A 17,274-nucleotide genomic window follows, 5' to 3' on the forward strand; every position below is an offset into this window, starting at 1 on the left:
TCCTCGAGGGCACCACCGTCCACATCAGCCCCGACGCCGCCGCCCTGCTGAACCAGACCTTCAACACCGACGCCGTCCAGGACGAGATGCTCGTCGGCGTCGCGAAGATCACCGTCGCCACCGAGTAGTACCCGTACTGCTCACCGAGGAGGGCTCATCGAGCAGCCCTCCTCGGCTGGCGTCCCCCGTCGGCACCCGCCGACGTTCCCGGTGAAGCCCCGTCCCGCGACCTGCGGGACGGGGCTTCCCGCGTCCCCCGACCCGCACCTCCTCGGCCCGCACCTCCTCGGCCCGCACCTCAGCCGACCGCTACCACGACCGCGACCGCGACCCGCAGCATCCAGGAACACCCGACCCGCACCTCCTGAACCATGCACGACTCAGGACTCGCACTCCCCCCGCTGCGCAACTCAGGCCACATCTTCCTGAACGAGGAGAGACACCATCCCGGGTCGACTCCGGTCGCAGGTCTGTTCCCGGCCCGGGCAGACAAGGCCCTGCGGCTGCTCTCGGCATTCAGGAGATCACGACCCGCACCTCCTGAACCCTGCACGACTCAGGACTCGCACTCCCCCCACCGCGCAACTCAGGCCACATCTTCCTGAATGAGGAGGGGCACGGTCGACGAGGGCGGGACGACGAAGAAGGTCCTCCCCGAGACCGGGGAGGACCTTCTTCGTCGGTTCGCGAGCGAGACCTCCGGTACGGCGAGACCTACAGCAGGTCGTACTCCGTGAGGAACGCGGTGGCGACGGTCGCCGAGTCCTGCTTGTCGACCTGCACCATGGCGAGGTACTCCGTGAGGTTCTCGGTGGTGAGCGCCTCCGAGACGGCGTTGAGCGCCTCCTCGACGGTGTCGCTCGACTTGTCCTCGCGGATGATCGGCACGATGTTCTCCGAGAGGAACAGGTTCTTCGTGTCCTCGAGGGTGACGAGGTCGTTCGTCGTGATGGCCGAGTCGGTCGAGAAGAGGTTCGCGACCTCGACGTCGCCGTTCTCGAGCGCGGCGAGCGTCAGCGGCCCGCCGGCGTCGAGGGGCACGAACTCCTTGAAGGTGAGGCCGTAGACCGACTCGAGGCCGACGACGCCCTGCTGGCGCTCCGCGAACTCGGGGCCGCCGGCGAGGCGGAGCTCGCCCGCGACGGGCTCGAGGTCCTCGATGGTCTCGAGGCCGTACTGGTCGGCCGTCGCGCGGGTGACGGTGAGGGTGTCCTTGTCCTCGGCGTCCGACTGGGGCAGCGAGACGATGCCCTCGGGCAGCACGTCCTGCAGTGCGTCGTAGACGTCGTCGGGCGAGGTGACGCCCTCGTCCACGCCGTCGGTCGCCAGCGCGGCGAGCAGGGCGCCGTTGTACTCGGGCAGCAGGTCGATCGAGCCGTCCTCGAGCGCCTTGAGGTAGACCTCGCGGGCGCCGATGTTGAAGGTGCGGCTGACCTCGACGTCCTTGGCCTCGAGTGCCTGGGCGTAGATCTCGCCGAGCAGCTCGCTCTCGGGGAAGTTCGCCGAGCCGATGGCGATCGTGTCGCTGTCGGACGACGCGCCGCCGCCGGTGCTGGCGGTGGGGTCGGAGCAGGCGGACAGCGCGAGGACGCCGACGCCGATGACGCCGATGGCGCCGAGGAGGGTCTTCTTCATGGGGTGTGAGCCTTTGCTCTCGTGCACCTGACGACGATTCGTTCGGGTGCGGGGGTGTGGGTGAAGGGGATGACCGGGAGGTGCCGGTCGAGTCGAGGAGGCGCGGGCCAGGAGGCGCGCATCGGGTCAGGAGGACGCGCCGTCGCGCCCCGAGGAGACGGGCTCGGGCGTCGAGGTCGTGGACGCGACCCCGTCGGCAGGGGCCAGCGCCGGCGCGGGTGCGGCAGCGGCAGGAGCGGCACGCCGCAGACGCCGCGGGATGCGCCCGGTGAGCCCGGGCGACACGACCAGCCGCTGCGTCCCCGCGGCGAGCAGGTCGAGCACGATCGCCAGTGCGGCGACGACGACGGCGCCCGCCACGACGCGGCCGTAGTCGTTGAGCGACAGCCCGTCGATCAGCAGCCGGCCGAGCCCGCCGATGCCGACGTACGCGGCGACGGTCGAGGTGGCGACGACCTGCAGCAGGGCGTTGCGGAGGCCCGACGAGATCAGCGGCAGCGCGATCGGCACCTCGACCTTGAACAGCACCTGCAGCGGCCGCATCCCCATGCCCCTGGCGGCGTCGATCGCTGCCGGGTCGACCGCGCGGATGCCCGCGTACGTCGTGGTGAGGATCGGCGGGATCGCGAGCACGACGAGCGCGATGAGCACGGGGCCGAAGCCGAGGCCCATGATCACGACGAGCAGGATGATGAGCCCCAGCGTCGGCAGCGACCGGCCGGCGTTCGCGGCGTTGATCGCGATGAACGAGCCCTTGCCGGTGTGGCCGATGTAGAGGCCGAGCGGCAGGGCGATCACGGCGGCGACGACGAGCGCCTGCACCGTGTACCAGAGGTGGGTCCCGATCAGCGCGGGGATGGAGGCGCGCACGCCCCCGCCCTGCCAGTTGGCCGGGTCGAGCAGGTAGCCGAGCAGTCCGTCGCTCATGCGGCGATCCTCCCTGCCGCGCGCGTCCAGGGCGTCACGCGACGCTGGATCAGCACGATGATGCCGTCGCAGACGGCCGCGAGCAGCACCGAGAGCACGATGCCGACGACGATCGGCGGCGCGTAGTCGAGCTGCTGGCCGCGCGTGAAGAGGGCGCCGAGGCCGCCGACGCCGATCAGGGCGCCGACGCTGACGAGGCTGACGTTGGCGACGGTCGCGACGCGGAGCCCCGCGAGCATGACCGGCAGCGCGATCGGCAGCTCGACCGAGACCAGGCGCCGGAGGCGGCGGTAGCCCATCGCGGACGCGGCCTCGGTCACGAGCGGGTCGACCGACTTGAGCCCGTCGGCGACGACCCGCACGAGCAGCGCGATCGTGTAGACGCTGAGGGCGATGATGATGTTCAGCGGCGACAGGATCTGGATGCCGACGATCGTCGGCACGAGCACGATCAGCGCGATCGACGGCACCGCGTAGAGGATCCCGCTGAGGTTGAGCAGCGGGTGGTAGAGGAACCCGAACCGGACCGCGAGGTAGCCGATCGGCAGGGAGACGACGATGCCGATCAGCACCGGCACCAGCGCGAGGAACACGTGCTGCGACAGCGCGGCCTGGATCACCGCGACGTTGTTCTGCAGGTACTGGATCACGCCGGGTCGACCTCCCGTCGACGGCGGGATTCCAGCTGCTGCATGAGGCTGGTGTGGCGGATCACGCCGTCCGCGACCCCGTTCTCGTCGACGCGGACGACGACGCCGACCGGCGACGTGATGGCGAGGTCGGTGACGAGGCGCAGCGAGTCCGTGCTCGTGAACGCGCCTCCGGTGGGCGTCGGGGAGGCGGTCGACCCGAGACCCGCACCCGTCCAGCCGAGCGGGCGGCCGGCCTGGTCGAGCACCAGCTGCTCAGGGCCGGACGTCACCTCGGACAGGGGCGCGACGTCGAGGCTCGCGGCCGAGTCGAACGAGAGGCTGCGGAAGCCGCGGTCGCGGCCGACGAAGCCCGCGACGAAGTCGTCGGCCGGGTTCGCGAGCAGCTCGCGGGGGGTGGCGAACTGGGCGAGGCGGCCGCCCTCCTGGAACACGGCGACGTTGTCGCCGAGCTTGATCGCCTCGTCGATGTCGTGGGTGACCATCGCGATGGTCTTGCCGAGGTCGCGCTGCAGGCGCAGGAACTCGGCCTGCAGGCCCTCGCGGACGATCGGGTCGACGGCGCTGAACGGCTCGTCCATGATCATTACCGGCGGGTCGGCGGCGAGGGCACGGGCGACGCCCACGCGCTGCTGCTGGCCCCCCGAGAGCTGCACCGGGTAGCGGTCGGCCATCGCCGAGGTGAGCCCGACCCGCTCCATCAGCTCGACCGCGGTGGCGCGGGCCGCCTTCTTGCTCGTGCCGACGAGCGCGGGCACCGTCATGATGTTCTCGACGATGGTGCGGTGCGGGAACAGGCCGGCGGCCTGGATGACGTAGCCGATGCCGCGGCGCAACAGAGCCTCGTCCTGGCCGGCGACGTCGACGCCGTCGATGAGCACGCGGCCGGTCGACGGGGTGACCATGCGGTTGATCATGCGCAGCGAGGTGGTCTTGCCGCACCCGGAAGGGCCGACCAGGACGGTGAGCTCGCCGGTCGGCAGCTCCATGTCGAGCTGCTCGACGGCCACCGTGCCGTCGGGATAGACCTTGCTGACGCCCTCGAACGTGATCATCTGTTCTCCTTGCCTGTCGGAACCGTGGTGGCCGGGTGTTCGACATGACCGGTAGAACAGCCATACGTCACTCATTGTCGCCGATTCCTGGTCGGTGCGCGGTGATCGAGGCCTGATCGTGACCTTGGGGTCTTGCGTTCCGTGCGGCGCGGGGGAATTTGCCCGCGAGATCCGACGGCACCGGCACCGAGTGGTCAGAAAGAGTTCCTCGCGAGCCCATGGAGGACGTGTTGTGACCACTCGCGGCGCTCGAGCACGCCAGCGGTCCAGCCAGCCGACAGGTGTCGGGCACGGGCCGTGCGCCCGGCGTAGCCTCTGGCCATGAAGGCACTCCAGTACACGAAGATCGGTCAGCACCCCGAGGTCGTCGAGATCGAGAAGCCGTCGCCCGGCCCCGGCCAGGTGCTGTTGAAGATCACCGCCGCCGGCGTCTGCCACAGCGACGAGTTCGTCATGGGCCTCAGCGACGAGGAGTACACGGCGGGCGGCTATCCCCTCCCCCTCACGCTCGGCCACGAGGGCGCCGGCGTCGTCGCCGAGCTCGGCGAGGGCGTCGAGCACCTGCAGGTCGGCGACGCGGTCGCCGTCTACGGTCCGTGGGGCTGCGGCCGCTGCCGCCCCTGCTCGCAGGGCAAGGAGAACTACTGCGTCAACGCGGCCGCCGAGGGCATCAAGCCTCCCGGCCTCGGCGCGCCCGGCTCGATGGCCGAGTACATGGTCGTCGACGACCCGCGCCACCTGGTGCCGCTCGGCGACCTCGACCCCGTCGAGAACGTGTCGCTGACCGACGCCGGGCTCACGCCGTACCACGCGATCAAGACGTCGCTGCCGAAGCTCGGCGCCGGCACCTTCGCGGTCGTCATCGGCGCCGGCGGCCTCGGCCACGTCGGCATCCAGATCCTCAAGGCGCTCTCGGGTGCGCAGATCATCGCCCTCGACGTCAGCGACGACAAGCTCGAGCTGGCCACCCACGTCGGCGCCGATCACGTGCTGATCAGCGACGAGACGGCCGCCGACGGCATCCGCGAGCTCACGGGCGGGCTGGGCGCGAACGCGGTCTTCGACTTCGTGGGGGCGCCTCCCACGGTGGCCCTGGCCACGTCGGTCGCCGCCTCGGAGGCGGACGTCACCATCGTCGGGATCGGCGGCGGCACCGCACAGGTCGGCTTCGGCTCGATCGCCTACGACGCCGCCGTCCGGGTGCCGTACTGGGGCAGCCGCTCCGAGCTGATCGAGGTGCTCGACCTCGCCCGGTCGGGTCGCGTCTCGGTCGAGACGCAGCGGTACTCGCTCGACGACGGCCCGGCCGCGTACGAGGCCCTCGCGGCGGGCACGGTCCGCGGCCGCGCGGTCATCGTCCCGTAGCGCGTCCGCCACGCTCGGTCGTTCGGAGGAGCGGACGAGGGGTGCCCGGCGCGTGCGGCTCATCCCTCCGGACCGAACCGGACGCCGTGCGGACGGGACCGGGCCGGATCGCTCGACCCGCGCCTCCTCGTGCTCGTAGCGTCCGGAGGGTCGGCACCGCGACGCACCGTCGCACCCCGCCGACCCGACCGAGGAGCACCTCATGGACCAGGACAGCAGCACCTCCGAGACCCGCGGCACCACGAGCACCGGCCACATCAGCCCGACCGCCCGCACCGCCCCCGGCACCGGCCGGGGAGCCTCGTTCCGCCGCGCCGGCGTCGTCGCCGTCGTCGCCTGCGCCGTCACCGGCTCCGCGCTGGGACTCGGCGCGGCCGGCGCCTTCGCCGCCGACGGCGCGGCCCCGGCCACGTCGTCGGCACAGGCCGCGGCCGACGCCGCAGCCGCCCAGGCCGCGAGCACGCCGGAGGGCGCCGAGGCCCCGGCGCCGAAGATCACCTACAGCGACGCCGACCTCGCGGCCTTCGCCGCCTCGCCCTACGCAGACGACGCCCTGAACCTCGCCGTCGTCTGGGGCACGCCCGACGTCGCCACGGCGAAGGGCAAGGCCGGGGCGGCGATCTCGGCCGGCACCCCGTTGCCGTTCGGCCCCGACGAGGCTCCCGGCGCCTCCTACACTGACGACCAGCGGCTCGTGGCGTTCGTTCTCGGACGCGGCGGCTGGGAGCAGGCGCTCGGCCTCACCGTGGCCTGGGGCGAGCCCAGCGTGTACTCCGTGAAGAGCACCATCGGGGCGACGCTGCTGGCCCACCAGGAGGTGCCGGCCGCGCCCGCGACGTTCACCGAGGACCAGCAGGTGGCCGCGTTCACCGCGAGCGGCTACACCGAGGCGAACGCGACCGAGCTCGCCGCGATCTGGCAGAGCGGCTCCGTGCGCGAGGCCGAGGCCCGGGCCGGGGCGGCGCTGCTCGCCGGCGACAGCCTGCCGGTCGTCCCCTGAGCCACGCCGTGACGACGCTGCGGCGCCGGATCGGCGTCGAGATCGAGCTGCTCGCCCCGCCCGGCGTCGATCGCGGCGTGCTCGCCCGCCGGGTCGCCCACGCCTCGGGCGGGGCGGCCCGTCGGGTCTTCCACACCGACTCCGAGCCGTCGCTCGTGCCCGGGATGGGTCATTTCTGGCACCTGACACCGGCGTGGGAGGTGTCCGACGCGCACGGCGCGCCCGTCGCCTCCTTCGTGGACGACATCACGATCGCCGACGACCTGCGACGTGGACACGAGGAGGAGCGGGTCGGCCGGGCCGCGCCCGTCACCTCGGCGTCGCCGTCTCCCGACCTGTGGCGCGTCCTCTCGGACGACCCGCGCCTCCTGCGCCTCGTGGCCGACCACAGCGACCCGGACGCCCCCTTCCACCAGGCGCTCAACGGGATCGCTCGGCTCTTCGCCACGGACGTCGACGTGGTGGGCGGCGTCCGGCGTCTCCGCGACCGCTCAGGGGCGAGCATCGCGATGGCCGCCCCGCTCGCCCCGGGCCGCGAGCGCCCGTGCGAGATCGTGACGGCTCCCCTGATCGTCGACCACGAGGCTGCGCTGGAGGCGCTGCTCCGGCCCGCGAGGGAGCTCGGCTTCACCGTCCCCCTCGAGGCTGCCGTGCACCTGCACGTCGACGGGGAGCCGTTCCGGTCGGCGCACGCTTTCGCGAACCTCGTCCGACTCGTCGGGAACTGGCGCGGGGCGCTGCACGAACTGCTCGGGACGAACCCGGCCTGCACGCGGCTGGCCCCGATGCCGCCCCCGCTTCTCGCCCTCGTCGAGGAGGAGGGGGCCGAGTGGGCCGCGTGGGCCGCGGCGCGGCACGCCGACGCGACGAGCGGAGGAGGTGCCGCCTCCGCCCAGCGCTGGCACCGCCTCCAGCAGGCCGCGGCCGGCACCGGGCTCACCGAGCCCGGCCTCATCAGGCCCGGCCTCACGAAGCCCCGCCTCACGAAGCCCGACCTCACGAAGCCGCTCCTCACGAAGCCGCTCCTCACGAAGTACATGGACGTGAACCTCACGGCCCTGCTCACCGACAGCCCGGCGCGCGACACGGTCGAGGTGCGGATCCTGCCCGGCTCGCTCTCCGCCTCCGACATCACCGGTCGTGCCCGGCTCGTCGAGGCCCTGCTCGACCGGTGCCTCGAGGAGGCGCCCCTCCCGCGCCCGACGACCGCCGCCTCCGTGACTCCCGACCGAGCCGTCGCCGAGCTCCGACGGCTCGCGGGCGTCTGAGCTGTGTGCCGGGGCCACTCAGGCGCGCCCGGCCCGGCCACGTGAAGCCGGGTCACGTGAGGTGAGGCACGGTCATGTGACTTCTCGTGCGGTCAGGGCGCTGGTCGACCCTCACGACGCGACACATGAGATCCACTCGACCGATGCGCGGACGAGCGACGCGTCGCGTGCGCGCTAGAACGCGGCGAGCGCGCTCGTCGAGAGCTGCTGCACGGCCGTGTTCGCGCACGCCTCGAAGCTCGAGCCCGACGCGCCCACGAAGATCGAGCGGACCGACCCGGGCGGGTAGATGCGGAACCCGTCGGTCGCGGTCGGCTGGCAGGTGGCGGCGTCGAAGCCGCCGGCCTGCACGATCTTCACGAGCGCCTGGACCTCGCCGCCGGGCGCGAGGCTCTGGGTGTCGTGCGGGGTGCCGCGGTCGAGCGTCGCGGAGGCGCCGATCTGGGTGCCGTCCCCGCCCCCGACGAACGAGACGCCCGGCCAGCCCTGCAGCGTGCAGGTCCGGTCGCCCGTGTTGGTGAAGATGAACGCGATGCCGTAGCTGCCGGCCGCGCCGCCGCCTCCGTCGGCGATCTCGACGCCGAGCTCGTCGACCGTGCAGCGGGCCGAGGCGTCGCCCGAGGCGCCGTCGCCGAGGTCTCCCCCGCCTCCCGAGGCGCCGTCGGGTCCGGGCGTCACGCTCGGCTCGGCGGGTGCCGACGCGGACGCCGACGGGCTGGCCGACCCGTCGGGCGCGGCGGACGCTGACGAGGCGGACGAGGGCGGAGCCGAGGAGGCGCTGGTCGCCGACGAGTCGGGGTCGCCGGAGGTGCAGCCCGAGACGAGCAGGCCGAGCGACGAGGCCAGCACGAGGGGCAGGAGGATCTTCGCGGAACGGTTCATGCCCTCGATCGTGCACTCACTGCAGAAATATCGTTCATCCTTCTGGCCGAGAAACGCACCCTGGGCCGGAGCTAGCGTGTGGACGTGCAGACAGCAGACGCCCAGGCCGGTGCCGCGACGGCGGAGACGCCGCGGGCCACGAGCCAGGGCTCGTCCCTCGTCGCCCGCCTCCGTGCCGTCGCGCCGCTCCGCGACCTCGGCCCCGGGCTCCGCCGCGTGCTCCTGCTCGGGCTCGGCGTCGCCGCGTACCTGACCGCGCTGATCATCGCGCTGCAGTTCAACTGGTACCCCTCCAGCCTGCCGGGCTACGTCGTCGTCGGCCTCACGGGGCTGGTCGCGGCGGCGACCACGAAGCGGTTCCCCCTCGCCTCGCTCACCGCCGTCTCCGCGATCACCGTCGCGATCGCCTTCGGGCCGGTGCCGGGCGACTGGTACGTCCGTGCGCCCGAGCTGCTGGTGCCGCTGGCGGTGACGGTCTTCATCTCGGTGGCGAACGGGCTCCCGGTGTTCGCGCCCGCCGCCTCCTTCGCGGTGCTCGCCGTGCTCACCATCGTCCCGTGGCCGGTCGTCGTGGGGTCGTGGCTGGCCGACGGCTCCGTGTTCGACGCCCTCGACTGGGCCGTGTTCTACGACCGCTCGACGCAGTTCGGCTACCTGGTCGGCTGCGCGCTCGTCGTCGCCGCCGCGGTCGCCCTGCAGCGCCAGCGGCGGGCCACGGCGCAGCTGGCGGCCCGCAACCGCGAGCTCGTCGCCCTTCGCGCAGAAGAGGCCCTGCGCATCGCCGAGCGCGAGCGCACCCGGATCGCCCGCGACGTGCACGACGAGGTGGCGCACCACGTCGCCGCCCTCGTGATCGGTGCGCAGGCGGCGGTGCGCGTCGCCGACCAGCACCCCGACCGGCTGGTCGCCGCGCTCGACGACGTGGTGCTCGGCGGCAAGGACGTGCTCACCCGCATCCGCACCGTCGTCCGCGTGCTCAAGGCCGCACCGGTCGGGCCGCTCGCCGACACGACGGGCGACCTCGACGTCGAGCTCGAGGCGATGGCGGCCAGGCTGCGCGCGATCGGCTACCTCGTCGACTGCACCGTGCTGGTGCACGGCGAGCTGCCCGCGCCGCAGCGGATCGCGGTGCTCGGGGTCGTGCAGGAGTGCCTCACGAACACGATGCTGCACTCGTCCGCCGAGGAGGTGCGGGTCGCGATCACGGAGGGCCCCACGGCCTGGCAGGTGGTCGTCACCGACCCCGGCCCCGCCGCCGAGCGGTTCCCCGACGTGCCCCGGGGCGGCGCCGGCATAGCGAACATGCGCGAGCGGATCGCAGGGCTGGGCGGCGTGCTCGTCACGGGGCACGACGCGGCCGGCACGGGCTGGGCCGTGAGGGCGGAGCTGCCCCGGGGAGGCGCCTCCTTCTCGGTCGGACCGGCGACGGCCGCCGAGGCGGCTGACGCGGTGGCCGGGACCGGGGTCGTGACGACCGGATCCGTCACGGCGGGGCCGGCGGCCGACGCCTCGACGGCCGACGCCCGCCGCGCCCTCGTGGCGAAGTCCGAGGGAGCCGCGTCGTGACCCTCCGGGTGCTGGTCGTCGACGACCAGGCGATCGCCCGCGCGGGCATCGCGACGATGCTCGACGCCGAGGACGACCTCGTCGTCGTGGGCCAGAGCCGCGACGGCGAGGACGCCGTGCGCGACGCGCGCGAGCTGCGGCCGGACGTCGTCGTCATGGACATCCGCATGCCGCGCCTCGACGGCATCGCTGCCACCCGGCGCATCGTCGCCGAGCCGGCCACGGCCGTCGTGCTCATCACGACCTTCGACGACGACGAGCACCTCTTCGACGGCATCGCCGCCGGTGCCTCGGGGTTCTTGCTCAAGGACTCGGGGCCCGACCTCATGGCCGCCGCCGTCCGCTCGGCCGCCCGCGGCGACTCGCTGATCGACCCGGCGATGACGCGGGCGCTGATCGAGCAGACCGTCGCGACGGAGGCGGCGCGCAGGTCGGGCGACTCGTCCGCGCGCCTGCCCGCCCAGTCGCCCGCCCAGGCGCCCGTGCAGGCGTCCGCGGCCGCGGCCGCTGGAGCGCCGGCGGCCGCCGTCGCGGGGCCCGCCGCGTCCCGGCCGGCCCCGCCGCTCCTCCGAGCGGCGCTCGACGGGCTGAGCGACCGCGAGCTCGACGTGCTCGACGGGGTCGCGCGGGGCCTCAGCAACGTCGACATCGCCCAGGAGCTCTACCTCAGCATCGCGACCGTCAAGACGCACATCTCGAACCTGCTCGCGAAGACCGGCACCCGCACGCGCGTGCAGGCCGCCGTCTTCGCCTACGAGTCGGGCTTCGCGCGGGCCGGCCGCGAAGCCGGCGGCGGCGCAGCCCGCTGACCCGCACCACTCCGCACGCCGCCGCACACACGTCCACACCCCTCGGACCCGCGCACACCCGCGTGCACGCTCGCGGGTGTGCGCGGGTACGAGGGGTCTCGCGCACGCGGCGGGCTGCCAGCCGGAGGCGCGGCCCGGGGAGCGGGGCTACAGTCGGTGCGCACCGAGCCGAGCCAGGAGGACGCCCCGCATGACCGTCACCAGCGAAGCGGACGCACGCGCCGCCTCCTCCGCACCCACGGCCGCGCCCGCGCAGGCCCCCGCACCCGCGCAGGCCCCCGCATCCACGCAGACCCCCGCCGTCTCGGCGCCTTCCCTCGCTGACGAGGCCGTCGCCGCGCTCGTCGCCGACCTCGTGGCGGCGCTCGACGCCGACCGCGTGCTCCTCGACCCGGACTCGCTCGCCCGCTACAGCCACGACGACGCCGAGTGGGCGCCGTTCGAGGCACCCCTCGCGGTCGTGCGCGCCCGCAGCACGGACGAGGTGAGCGCGGTGCTCCGCCTGGCCGCCGCCTCCGGCGTGAGGGTCGTGCCGCGCGGAGCGGGCACCGGTCTCTCCGGCGGCGCGAACGCCGTCGCGAACTGCGTCGTGCTGTCGCTCGAGCTGATGGACGCCGTCACCGAGATCGACGTCGACGAGCGGTACGCCGTGGTGCAGCCAGGTGTGATCAACGAGGCCCTGCGCGCCGCCGTGGCCGAGCACGGCCTCTGGTACCCGCCCGACCCGGCCAGCTCGGCGATCTCCACGATCGGCGGCAACGTCGCCACGAACGCGGGCGGGATCTGCTGCGTCAAGTACGGCGTGACGCGCGACTACGTGCTGGGCCTCACGGTGGTGCTCGCCGACGGCTCCGTCGTCGAGCTCGGCCGCCGCACGGCGAAGGGCGTCGCCGGCTACGACCTCGTCGGCCTGATGGTGGGGTCGGAGGGCACGCTCGGCGTCGTGACCTCGGTGACGGTGCGGCTGCTGCCGCTGGCCGGCCGCGACGAGCGCGCCGTCATCGGGTACTTCCCCTCACTCGTCGCGGCGGGCGACGCGGTGGCGGCGATCTCGCGGGCGGGCATCATCCCGGCCGCGCTCGAGATCCTCGACCGGACCTGCCTCCGCGCGGTCGACGACTGGGTGCACCTCGGGCTGCCGTCCGACGTCGACACGCTGCTGCTGGCCCGGGTCGACGAGCGCGGCGCGGCCGGCGACGAGCTCGCCGACCAGGTCGCCCGGGTGTTCGCGGAGGCGGGCGGCACCGACGTCGAGCTGGCCACGGACCCCGCCGACATCGACCGGCTGTTCCAGGCCCGCCGGCTCGCCTACCCGGCGCTCGAGCGGCTCGGCCCCGTGCTCACCGAGGACATCTGCGTGCCGCGCTCGGCCGTGCCCGAGATGCTCCGGCGCATCCAGGCCACCGCGGCGAGCGCCGACGTCGTCATCGCGAACATCGCGCACGCGGGCGACGGCAACCTGCACCCGCTGATCATCGCTCCCGAGGGAGACGACGCCGCCAAGGCGAGGGCGAAGGAGGCGTTCGACGCCATCGTGGCCGACTGCCTCGACCTCGGCGGCACCGTGACCGGCGAGCACGGCGTCGGCCTGCTGAAGCTGCCCGGCCTCCGGGCCGAGCTGGGCGACCGCGTGCTCGCGATGCACCGCTCCGTGAAGGACGCCCTCGACCCTGCCGGCACCCTCAACCCCGGGAAGGCCTTCTGATGGGCACGTTCGTCAGCACCGACGGCGTGACGCTCGCGTACACGGACTCGCAGGAGGCGCCCGTCGCGACCGGCAGGACCGACGCGGCCGCCGCCTCCCCCGCGACCACCGCCTCCCGCACCACCGCCTCCCGCACCGTCGTGCTCGTCGCCGGCTACGCGATGCCCGCCGTGGCATGGGCGCTGCAGACCGACGCGTTGCTCGCGGCCGGCCACCGCGTCGTCGAGTTCGACCGACGCTCGCACGGCGCCAGCGAGGACGTGCTGCACGGCCAGCGGATCGCCCGCCACGGTGCCGACCTGCACGAGCTGCTCGTGCACCTCGACCTCCACGACGTCGTGCTCGTCGGCCAGTCGATGGGCGCGAGCACGGTCTGGGCCGTGATCGACCTCTTCGGCACCGACCGGGTCGCGGGCGTGCTGACGATCGACCAGACGCCGAAGCTCGTGAACGACGCCGGGTGGAGCCACGGCTTCTACGGCATGACGCCCGAGAACAGCGGCACGTTCTTCGACGCCGGCATCCCCGACACCGGCCGCGGCGCCCGCGTCGACCCGGCGAACACCGGGGTCGCCCGGCTGTTCGAGCGGCTCGGCGGCCCGCCCGCCGTCCGGCAGGCGAACGCGCCGGAGACGCGCAGGCTGCTCCGCGACCACGGCCTCCAGGACTGGCGCGACGTGATCGCCCGCCTCGACGTGCCCTTCACGATGGTCGCCGGCCGCGACAGCCAGCTCTGGCCCTGCAGCCACGCGGAGGCGGCGGTCGGCGACCACGAACTCGGCCGGTCGGTCGTCATCGACGACGCCGGGCACGCGACGAACTTCGACCGCCCCGACGAGTTCAACGGGGTGCTGCTCGCGTTCGTCGCGGGCCTCTGAGGCCGCGCTCGCCCTGCGCGGGCGCGCGTCCGGACCCGTCGAACCCGCGCACACCCGCCGACGCGCACGAGGGTTCACGCGGGTTCGACGGGTCCACGCGACTCAGCGCGAGCGGCCGAGCGCGGGCCCGGGCGAGTGCGCAGGCACGAGGCCGTCCAGCTCCCGCGCTGCCCGGCCGAGCCGCAGCAGCACCTGCAGCTCGAGGGCCCGCTCCCGCCACGCCGGCCCGAGCAGTCCGTCGAGCGTCGCCAGCCGCTGGTAGACCGTGTTCACGTGCACGCGCAGCGCGGCAGCCGTGGCCGTCGGGCGTCGTCCCTGGTCGAGGAACACCTCGAGCGTCTCCGTGAGCGGCACGCCGCGCCGGCCCTCCTCCGCGAGGACCGCCCCGAGCTCGCGCTCGACCTGCTCCTGCAGCTCACGGGTGCCGGCGCGGCTGAGCAGCACGGCGAAGACCCCGAGGTCGTCGCCCCTCGAGAGCCCGCCGCCGCTGCCGGGGCGTCGGCCGAGCGCCGTGAGCGCCCGGGCCGTCCGGGCGGCCTCCGACCACGCGGCGCGCAGCCCGGCCGTCTCGACGACGGGGCCGGCGAGGCCCGCGACGGGCGCCTCCTGCGCTCCCCACCGCGCCTCGACGTCGAGCGCGGCCGGGGCGACCAGCACGAACCGGTCGTGGTGCACGGCCGACGCGACGTGCGCCCCGAGCCCGAGCCCCGCGACGTGCCGCCGAGCAGCGTCGGGGTCGCCCTCGACGACCACGACGACGTGCGGCCGGCGGGGGTCGAGCCCGGCGCCGCGCCAGCGTCGGTGGTCGGCGGCGACGTCCGGCTCGGCCCGGCTGAGCAGGTCGACGGTGGCGATGTCGCGGCCGAGCTGGGCGGCCCGCGCAGTGGCCCTCGCCCCCACGAGCGTGAGCGCGATCAGGGGCGCGGCCCGCTCGAGCAGCAGCAGCGCGTCGGCCGGGTCGGGCTCCCCCGACAGGCCCCGAGGAGGCGCGACCCCGGTGACCGGGTCCGTCACGGCACCCGGCCCGCTCGCCACCAGCGCCCCGAACAGCTGGCCCGCGGCGGCGACCGGCTGCACGATCTCCGCCCCGGCGACGACCGGCCCCGGCTCCCCGCTGCGGGCCGCCCCGGCGAGCGCCGCGCCCACGGCCCCGTCCGCGGGGTGCTCGACCCACCGCACGGGCACGTCCGTGAGCGCCTGTACCCGCTCGACGAGCGACTCCGGGTCGCCCCCGGCGAGGACGGCCCGGGTCAGGTCGGCGTCGAGGCGCAGGGTCGACTCGAGCCCCTCCTTCGCCTCCCGCAGCTCCGCGGCCGTCCGGGCGTTGTGGATCGCGACCGCCGCGTGGGCGCCGAGCCCGCTGAGCAGGCTGATCTCGTGCGGGCCGAAGCGGCGCTCCTCGCGCTTGGCGGCGAGCAGCACGCCGAGCACCCGGCCCCGAACGGCGAGCGGGACGCCGAGCAGGCCCCGGATCGACTCGGCGCGCGCAGCCCGGTCGGCGCCCTCCTCGTGGACGAGCTCGGGGTCGGCGGCGTAGTCGGAGGTCCAGCGCGGCGTCCCGGTGCCGGCGACGCTGCCGACGAGCCCGGCGGTGCGCGGCAGGCGGATCCCGACCAGGGCCGACGACCGGTCTCCGCTCGCGACCTCGATGCGCAGGTCCTCGCCCGAGAGCAGCGCGACGTACGTGAGGTCGACCCCGAGGAGGCGGCGGGCCTGGTCGACGACCTCCACCAGCAGGTCGGCCGGATCGGCCACGGCGGCCAGGTGGCCGGCGATGTCGTTGAGGGCGGCGAGCTCGACGGCGCGCTGTCGGCGTTCCTGCAGCAGCAGGGCGACCTCGACGGCCGAGCGCGCCTCCTGGTCGGTGCGGGCCTCGTCGGCGCCGTCGGCGACGAGGAGGCGGCGGTGCGCCTCGAGCTCGGGCACGCCGGCCTGGTCGACGAGCAGCTGCAGCCAGCCCGGCCCCTGCCGGTCACGTGCCTCGTGCGGGTCGCGCGTCGCCATGGTGGTTCCCTCCATCGGATGAGTCGAGAGTAGACGGATCCGCCGTTGTGGCGACAGGGGGCCGAGGCGCAGGGTTAGGCGTTCCCCGAGCGGCAGCGCCGCCCCTCAGCTCAGGAGTCCCCATGACTGACGCCGACCACCCCACCGCCCCCGCCGGCACCGCAGCCGGCACCGCGCCCTCCCTGGTCGCGCCGACCCCCGGCTCGGCCGGTCCTGCCGGCATCGCCGCCGTGGCCGAGGCGACCGACGTCAGCGTGGGCCCCCCGCGCCTCCGTCGCCTCTCGATCGGCCTCGCGCTCGTCTACGTGTCGATCCTCGCGATCAACTCCGGCGGCCTCGGCATCCTCATCCCGAACCTCGTCGCCGACATCGACGAGGCCTCGAAGATCGGCAACCTGGCGATCGTGACGACGGTGGCGTTCCTGGCGAACGTGTTCGCGCAGCCGATCGCCGGTGCACTGTCGGACGCCACCCGCTCGCGCTTCGGCCGGCGCTCGCCCTGGATGGTCGGAGGCGCCCTGCTCGCCGCGGGCTTCTTCGCCGGCCTGCCGCTGGCGAGCTCGATCGTCACCGTCGCCCTGATCTGGCTCGTCGTGCAGCTCGGGCTGAACGCCCTGCAGGCCGCTGCCACGGCACTCGTGCCCGACCGGTTCCCGGCGGCCAAGCGCGGCGGCGTCTCGGGCCTGATCGGCCTCGGCATCACCGTCGGCAACGCGGTGGGGGCCGTCGTCGCCGGCTCGACCTCCGGTGCGGGAGCCCTGCCCTACCTCGTGCTCGCCGCCCTCGTGCTCGTGGTCGTCGCCGTGTTCGTCGTGGTCAACCCCGACCGCTCGAGCCTCGACGAGACGGTCGCGGGCAGTGCCGGCACCGCCGCGCCCCGACCGACCCTCCGCGAGTTCGCCAAGGGCTTCTGGGTCTCGCCCCGCAAGCACCCCGACTTCGCGTGGGCCTTCGCGGCGCGGTTCCTCATGGTGATCGGCTTCTACGGCGCGCAGACCTTCGGGCTCTACATCCTGCGCGACTACATCGGGCTGAGCGACGCCGCCTCGAACGCCTTCGCCGCCCAGATCGGCGTCGTGCTGCTGCTCGGGGTGCTCATCTCGGCGCTGGCCAGCGGCGTGCTGTCCGACCGGATCGGCCGCCGCAAGCCCTTCATCATCTGGGCCTCCGTCGTCATGGCGATCGGCCTGGTCGTGCCCCTCGTGATGCCGACGACCACCGGCATCCTGATCTACAGCTTCCTGCTCGGCCTCGGCTTCGGCGCCTACATCTCGATCGACCTGGCCCTCATGACGGAGGTGCTGCCCGCCTCCCTGACGTCGGGCGCCAGCTCCGCAGGACGCGACCTGGCCATCCTCGGCCTCGCCACGACGCTGCCCCAGGCGCTCAGCCCCTCCATCGCGGCCGGCCTCGTGTCGATCACCGGGGGCTACCCGGTGCTCTTCATCTCGGGCATCGTGTTCGTGGTGCTCGGCGCCCTCGCCGTGATCCCGATCAAGTCGGTGCGCTGAGGCGGGGGCGCACCCGCTC

The 17,274-nt window shown here is 74.1% G+C and carries 14 protein-coding genes; 8 read left to right on the forward strand and 6 right to left on the reverse strand.

Annotated elements, in window-relative coordinates; genetic code table 11:
• Positions 1–714: 714 nt before the first annotated feature.
• The 4 genes from ES689_RS13935 to ES689_RS13950 form a co-directional block, all read right to left on the reverse strand.
• On the reverse strand, positions 715–1,635 hold the full coding sequence (locus tag ES689_RS13935; protein ID WP_146905909.1) for an ABC transporter substrate-binding protein: 921 nt from the start codon (positions 1,633–1,635) through the stop codon (positions 715–717).
• A gap of 126 nt (positions 1,636–1,761) precedes the next feature.
• Positions 1,762–2,562, reverse strand: a complete 801-nt coding sequence (locus ES689_RS13940) for an ABC transporter permease (protein ID WP_146905911.1) — start codon at positions 2,560–2,562, stop codon at positions 1,762–1,764.
• The gene (locus ES689_RS13945) at positions 2,559–3,212 is read right to left on the reverse strand and encodes an ABC transporter permease (protein WP_146905913.1); all 654 of its coding nucleotides are present in this window, start codon (positions 3,210–3,212) and stop codon (positions 2,559–2,561) included. The genes ES689_RS13940 and ES689_RS13945 overlap by 4 nt, the downstream gene beginning before the upstream one ends.
• Positions 3,209–4,267: an ABC transporter ATP-binding protein gene (locus ES689_RS13950; protein ID WP_146905915.1), complete on the reverse strand. Its 1,059-nt coding sequence runs from the start codon at positions 4,265–4,267 to the stop codon at positions 3,209–3,211. Before ES689_RS13950 ends, ES689_RS13945 begins: the two co-directional genes overlap by 4 nt.
• A 321-nt stretch (positions 4,268–4,588) precedes the next feature.
• Between ES689_RS13950 and ES689_RS13955 the strand changes: the two genes are divergently transcribed.
• From ES689_RS13955 to ES689_RS15955, 3 genes are all read left to right on the forward strand, one after another.
• Positions 4,589–5,632, forward strand: a complete 1,044-nt coding sequence (locus ES689_RS13955) for an NAD(P)-dependent alcohol dehydrogenase (protein ID WP_146905917.1) — start codon at positions 4,589–4,591, stop codon at positions 5,630–5,632.
• 202 nt (positions 5,633–5,834) lie between these two features.
• Entirely contained in the window at positions 5,835–6,632 is a 798-nt protein-coding gene (locus tag ES689_RS13960) for a hypothetical protein (protein WP_146905919.1), read from the forward strand.
• Between the two features lie 8 nt (positions 6,633–6,640).
• The gene (locus tag ES689_RS15955) at positions 6,641–7,900 is read left to right on the forward strand and encodes an amidoligase family protein (protein ID WP_223269625.1); all 1,260 of its coding nucleotides are present in this window, start codon (positions 6,641–6,643) and stop codon (positions 7,898–7,900) included.
• Positions 7,901–8,074: 174 nt separating this feature from the next.
• Here the strand turns inward: ES689_RS15955 and ES689_RS13970 are convergent, their stop codons facing one another.
• Entirely contained in the window at positions 8,075–8,782 is a 708-nt protein-coding gene (locus ES689_RS13970) for a DUF4232 domain-containing protein (protein WP_146905921.1), read from the reverse strand.
• A gap of 84 nt (positions 8,783–8,866) precedes the next feature.
• Between ES689_RS13970 and ES689_RS13975 the strand changes: the two genes are divergently transcribed.
• The 4 genes from ES689_RS13975 (at position 8,867) to ES689_RS13990 (ending at position 13,740) form a co-directional block, all read left to right on the forward strand.
• Positions 8,867–10,348 carry a sensor histidine kinase gene (locus tag ES689_RS13975; protein ID WP_146905923.1) on the forward strand — a complete coding sequence of 494 codons (1,482 nt, stop codon included), beginning with the start codon at positions 8,867–8,869 and terminating at the stop codon, positions 10,346–10,348.
• Positions 10,345–11,157, forward strand: a complete 813-nt coding sequence (locus tag ES689_RS13980; protein ID WP_146905925.1) for a response regulator transcription factor — start codon at positions 10,345–10,347, stop codon at positions 11,155–11,157. Before ES689_RS13975 ends, ES689_RS13980 begins: the two co-directional genes overlap by 4 nt.
• A 190-nt stretch (positions 11,158–11,347) precedes the next feature.
• The gene (locus ES689_RS13985) at positions 11,348–12,862 is read left to right on the forward strand and encodes an FAD-binding oxidoreductase (RefSeq protein WP_146905927.1); all 1,515 of its coding nucleotides are present in this window, start codon (positions 11,348–11,350) and stop codon (positions 12,860–12,862) included.
• On the forward strand, positions 12,862–13,740 hold the full coding sequence (locus ES689_RS13990) for an alpha/beta fold hydrolase (protein WP_146905929.1): 879 nt from the start codon (positions 12,862–12,864) through the stop codon (positions 13,738–13,740). Before ES689_RS13985 ends, ES689_RS13990 begins: the two co-directional genes overlap by 1 nt.
• 102 nt (positions 13,741–13,842) lie before the next feature.
• Here ES689_RS13990 and ES689_RS13995 read toward each other — a convergent pair whose 3' ends face one another.
• Positions 13,843–15,759: a GAF domain-containing protein gene (locus ES689_RS13995; RefSeq protein WP_146905931.1), complete on the reverse strand. Its 1,917-nt coding sequence runs from the start codon at positions 15,757–15,759 to the stop codon at positions 13,843–13,845.
• Between the two features lie 107 nt (positions 15,760–15,866).
• On the opposite strand from ES689_RS13995, the gene ES689_RS14000 reads away from it, so the two are divergent.
• Positions 15,867–17,255, forward strand: coding sequence for an MFS transporter (locus ES689_RS14000; RefSeq protein WP_146905933.1), 1,389 nt, complete (start codon positions 15,867–15,869; stop codon positions 17,253–17,255).
• The last annotated feature ends 19 nt before the right edge of the window (positions 17,256–17,274 follow it).

This window comes from Frigoribacterium sp. ACAM 257 (assembly GCF_007954365.1).
Taxonomy (GTDB): Bacteria; Actinomycetota; Actinomycetes; order Actinomycetales; family Microbacteriaceae; genus Frigoribacterium.

Excerpts from the sequence above, each read along its gene's own strand:
- ES689_RS13955 (WP_146905917.1), top strand. The coding sequence starts at position 4,589 with ATGAAGGCACTCCAGTACACGAAGATCGGTCAGCACCCCGAGGTCGTC.
- ES689_RS13995 (WP_146905931.1), bottom strand. The coding sequence starts at position 15,759 with ATGGAGGGAACCACCATGGCGACGCGCGACCCGCACGAGGCACGTGAC.
- ES689_RS14000 (WP_146905933.1), top strand. The coding sequence starts at position 15,867 with ATGACTGACGCCGACCACCCCACCGCCCCCGCCGGCACCGCAGCCGGC.
- ES689_RS13970 (WP_146905921.1), bottom strand. The coding sequence starts at position 8,782 with ATGAACCGTTCCGCGAAGATCCTCCTGCCCCTCGTGCTGGCCTCGTCG.
- ES689_RS13960 (WP_146905919.1), top strand. The coding sequence starts at position 5,835 with ATGGACCAGGACAGCAGCACCTCCGAGACCCGCGGCACCACGAGCACC.
- ES689_RS13940 (WP_146905911.1), bottom strand. The coding sequence starts at position 2,562 with ATGAGCGACGGACTGCTCGGCTACCTGCTCGACCCGGCCAACTGGCAG.
- ES689_RS13985 (WP_146905927.1), top strand. The coding sequence starts at position 11,348 with ATGACCGTCACCAGCGAAGCGGACGCACGCGCCGCCTCCTCCGCACCC.
- ES689_RS13935 (WP_146905909.1), bottom strand. The coding sequence starts at position 1,635 with ATGAAGAAGACCCTCCTCGGCGCCATCGGCGTCATCGGCGTCGGCGTC.
- ES689_RS13950 (WP_146905915.1), bottom strand. The coding sequence starts at position 4,267 with ATGATCACGTTCGAGGGCGTCAGCAAGGTCTATCCCGACGGCACGGTG.
- ES689_RS13990 (WP_146905929.1), top strand. The coding sequence starts at position 12,862 with ATGGGCACGTTCGTCAGCACCGACGGCGTGACGCTCGCGTACACGGAC.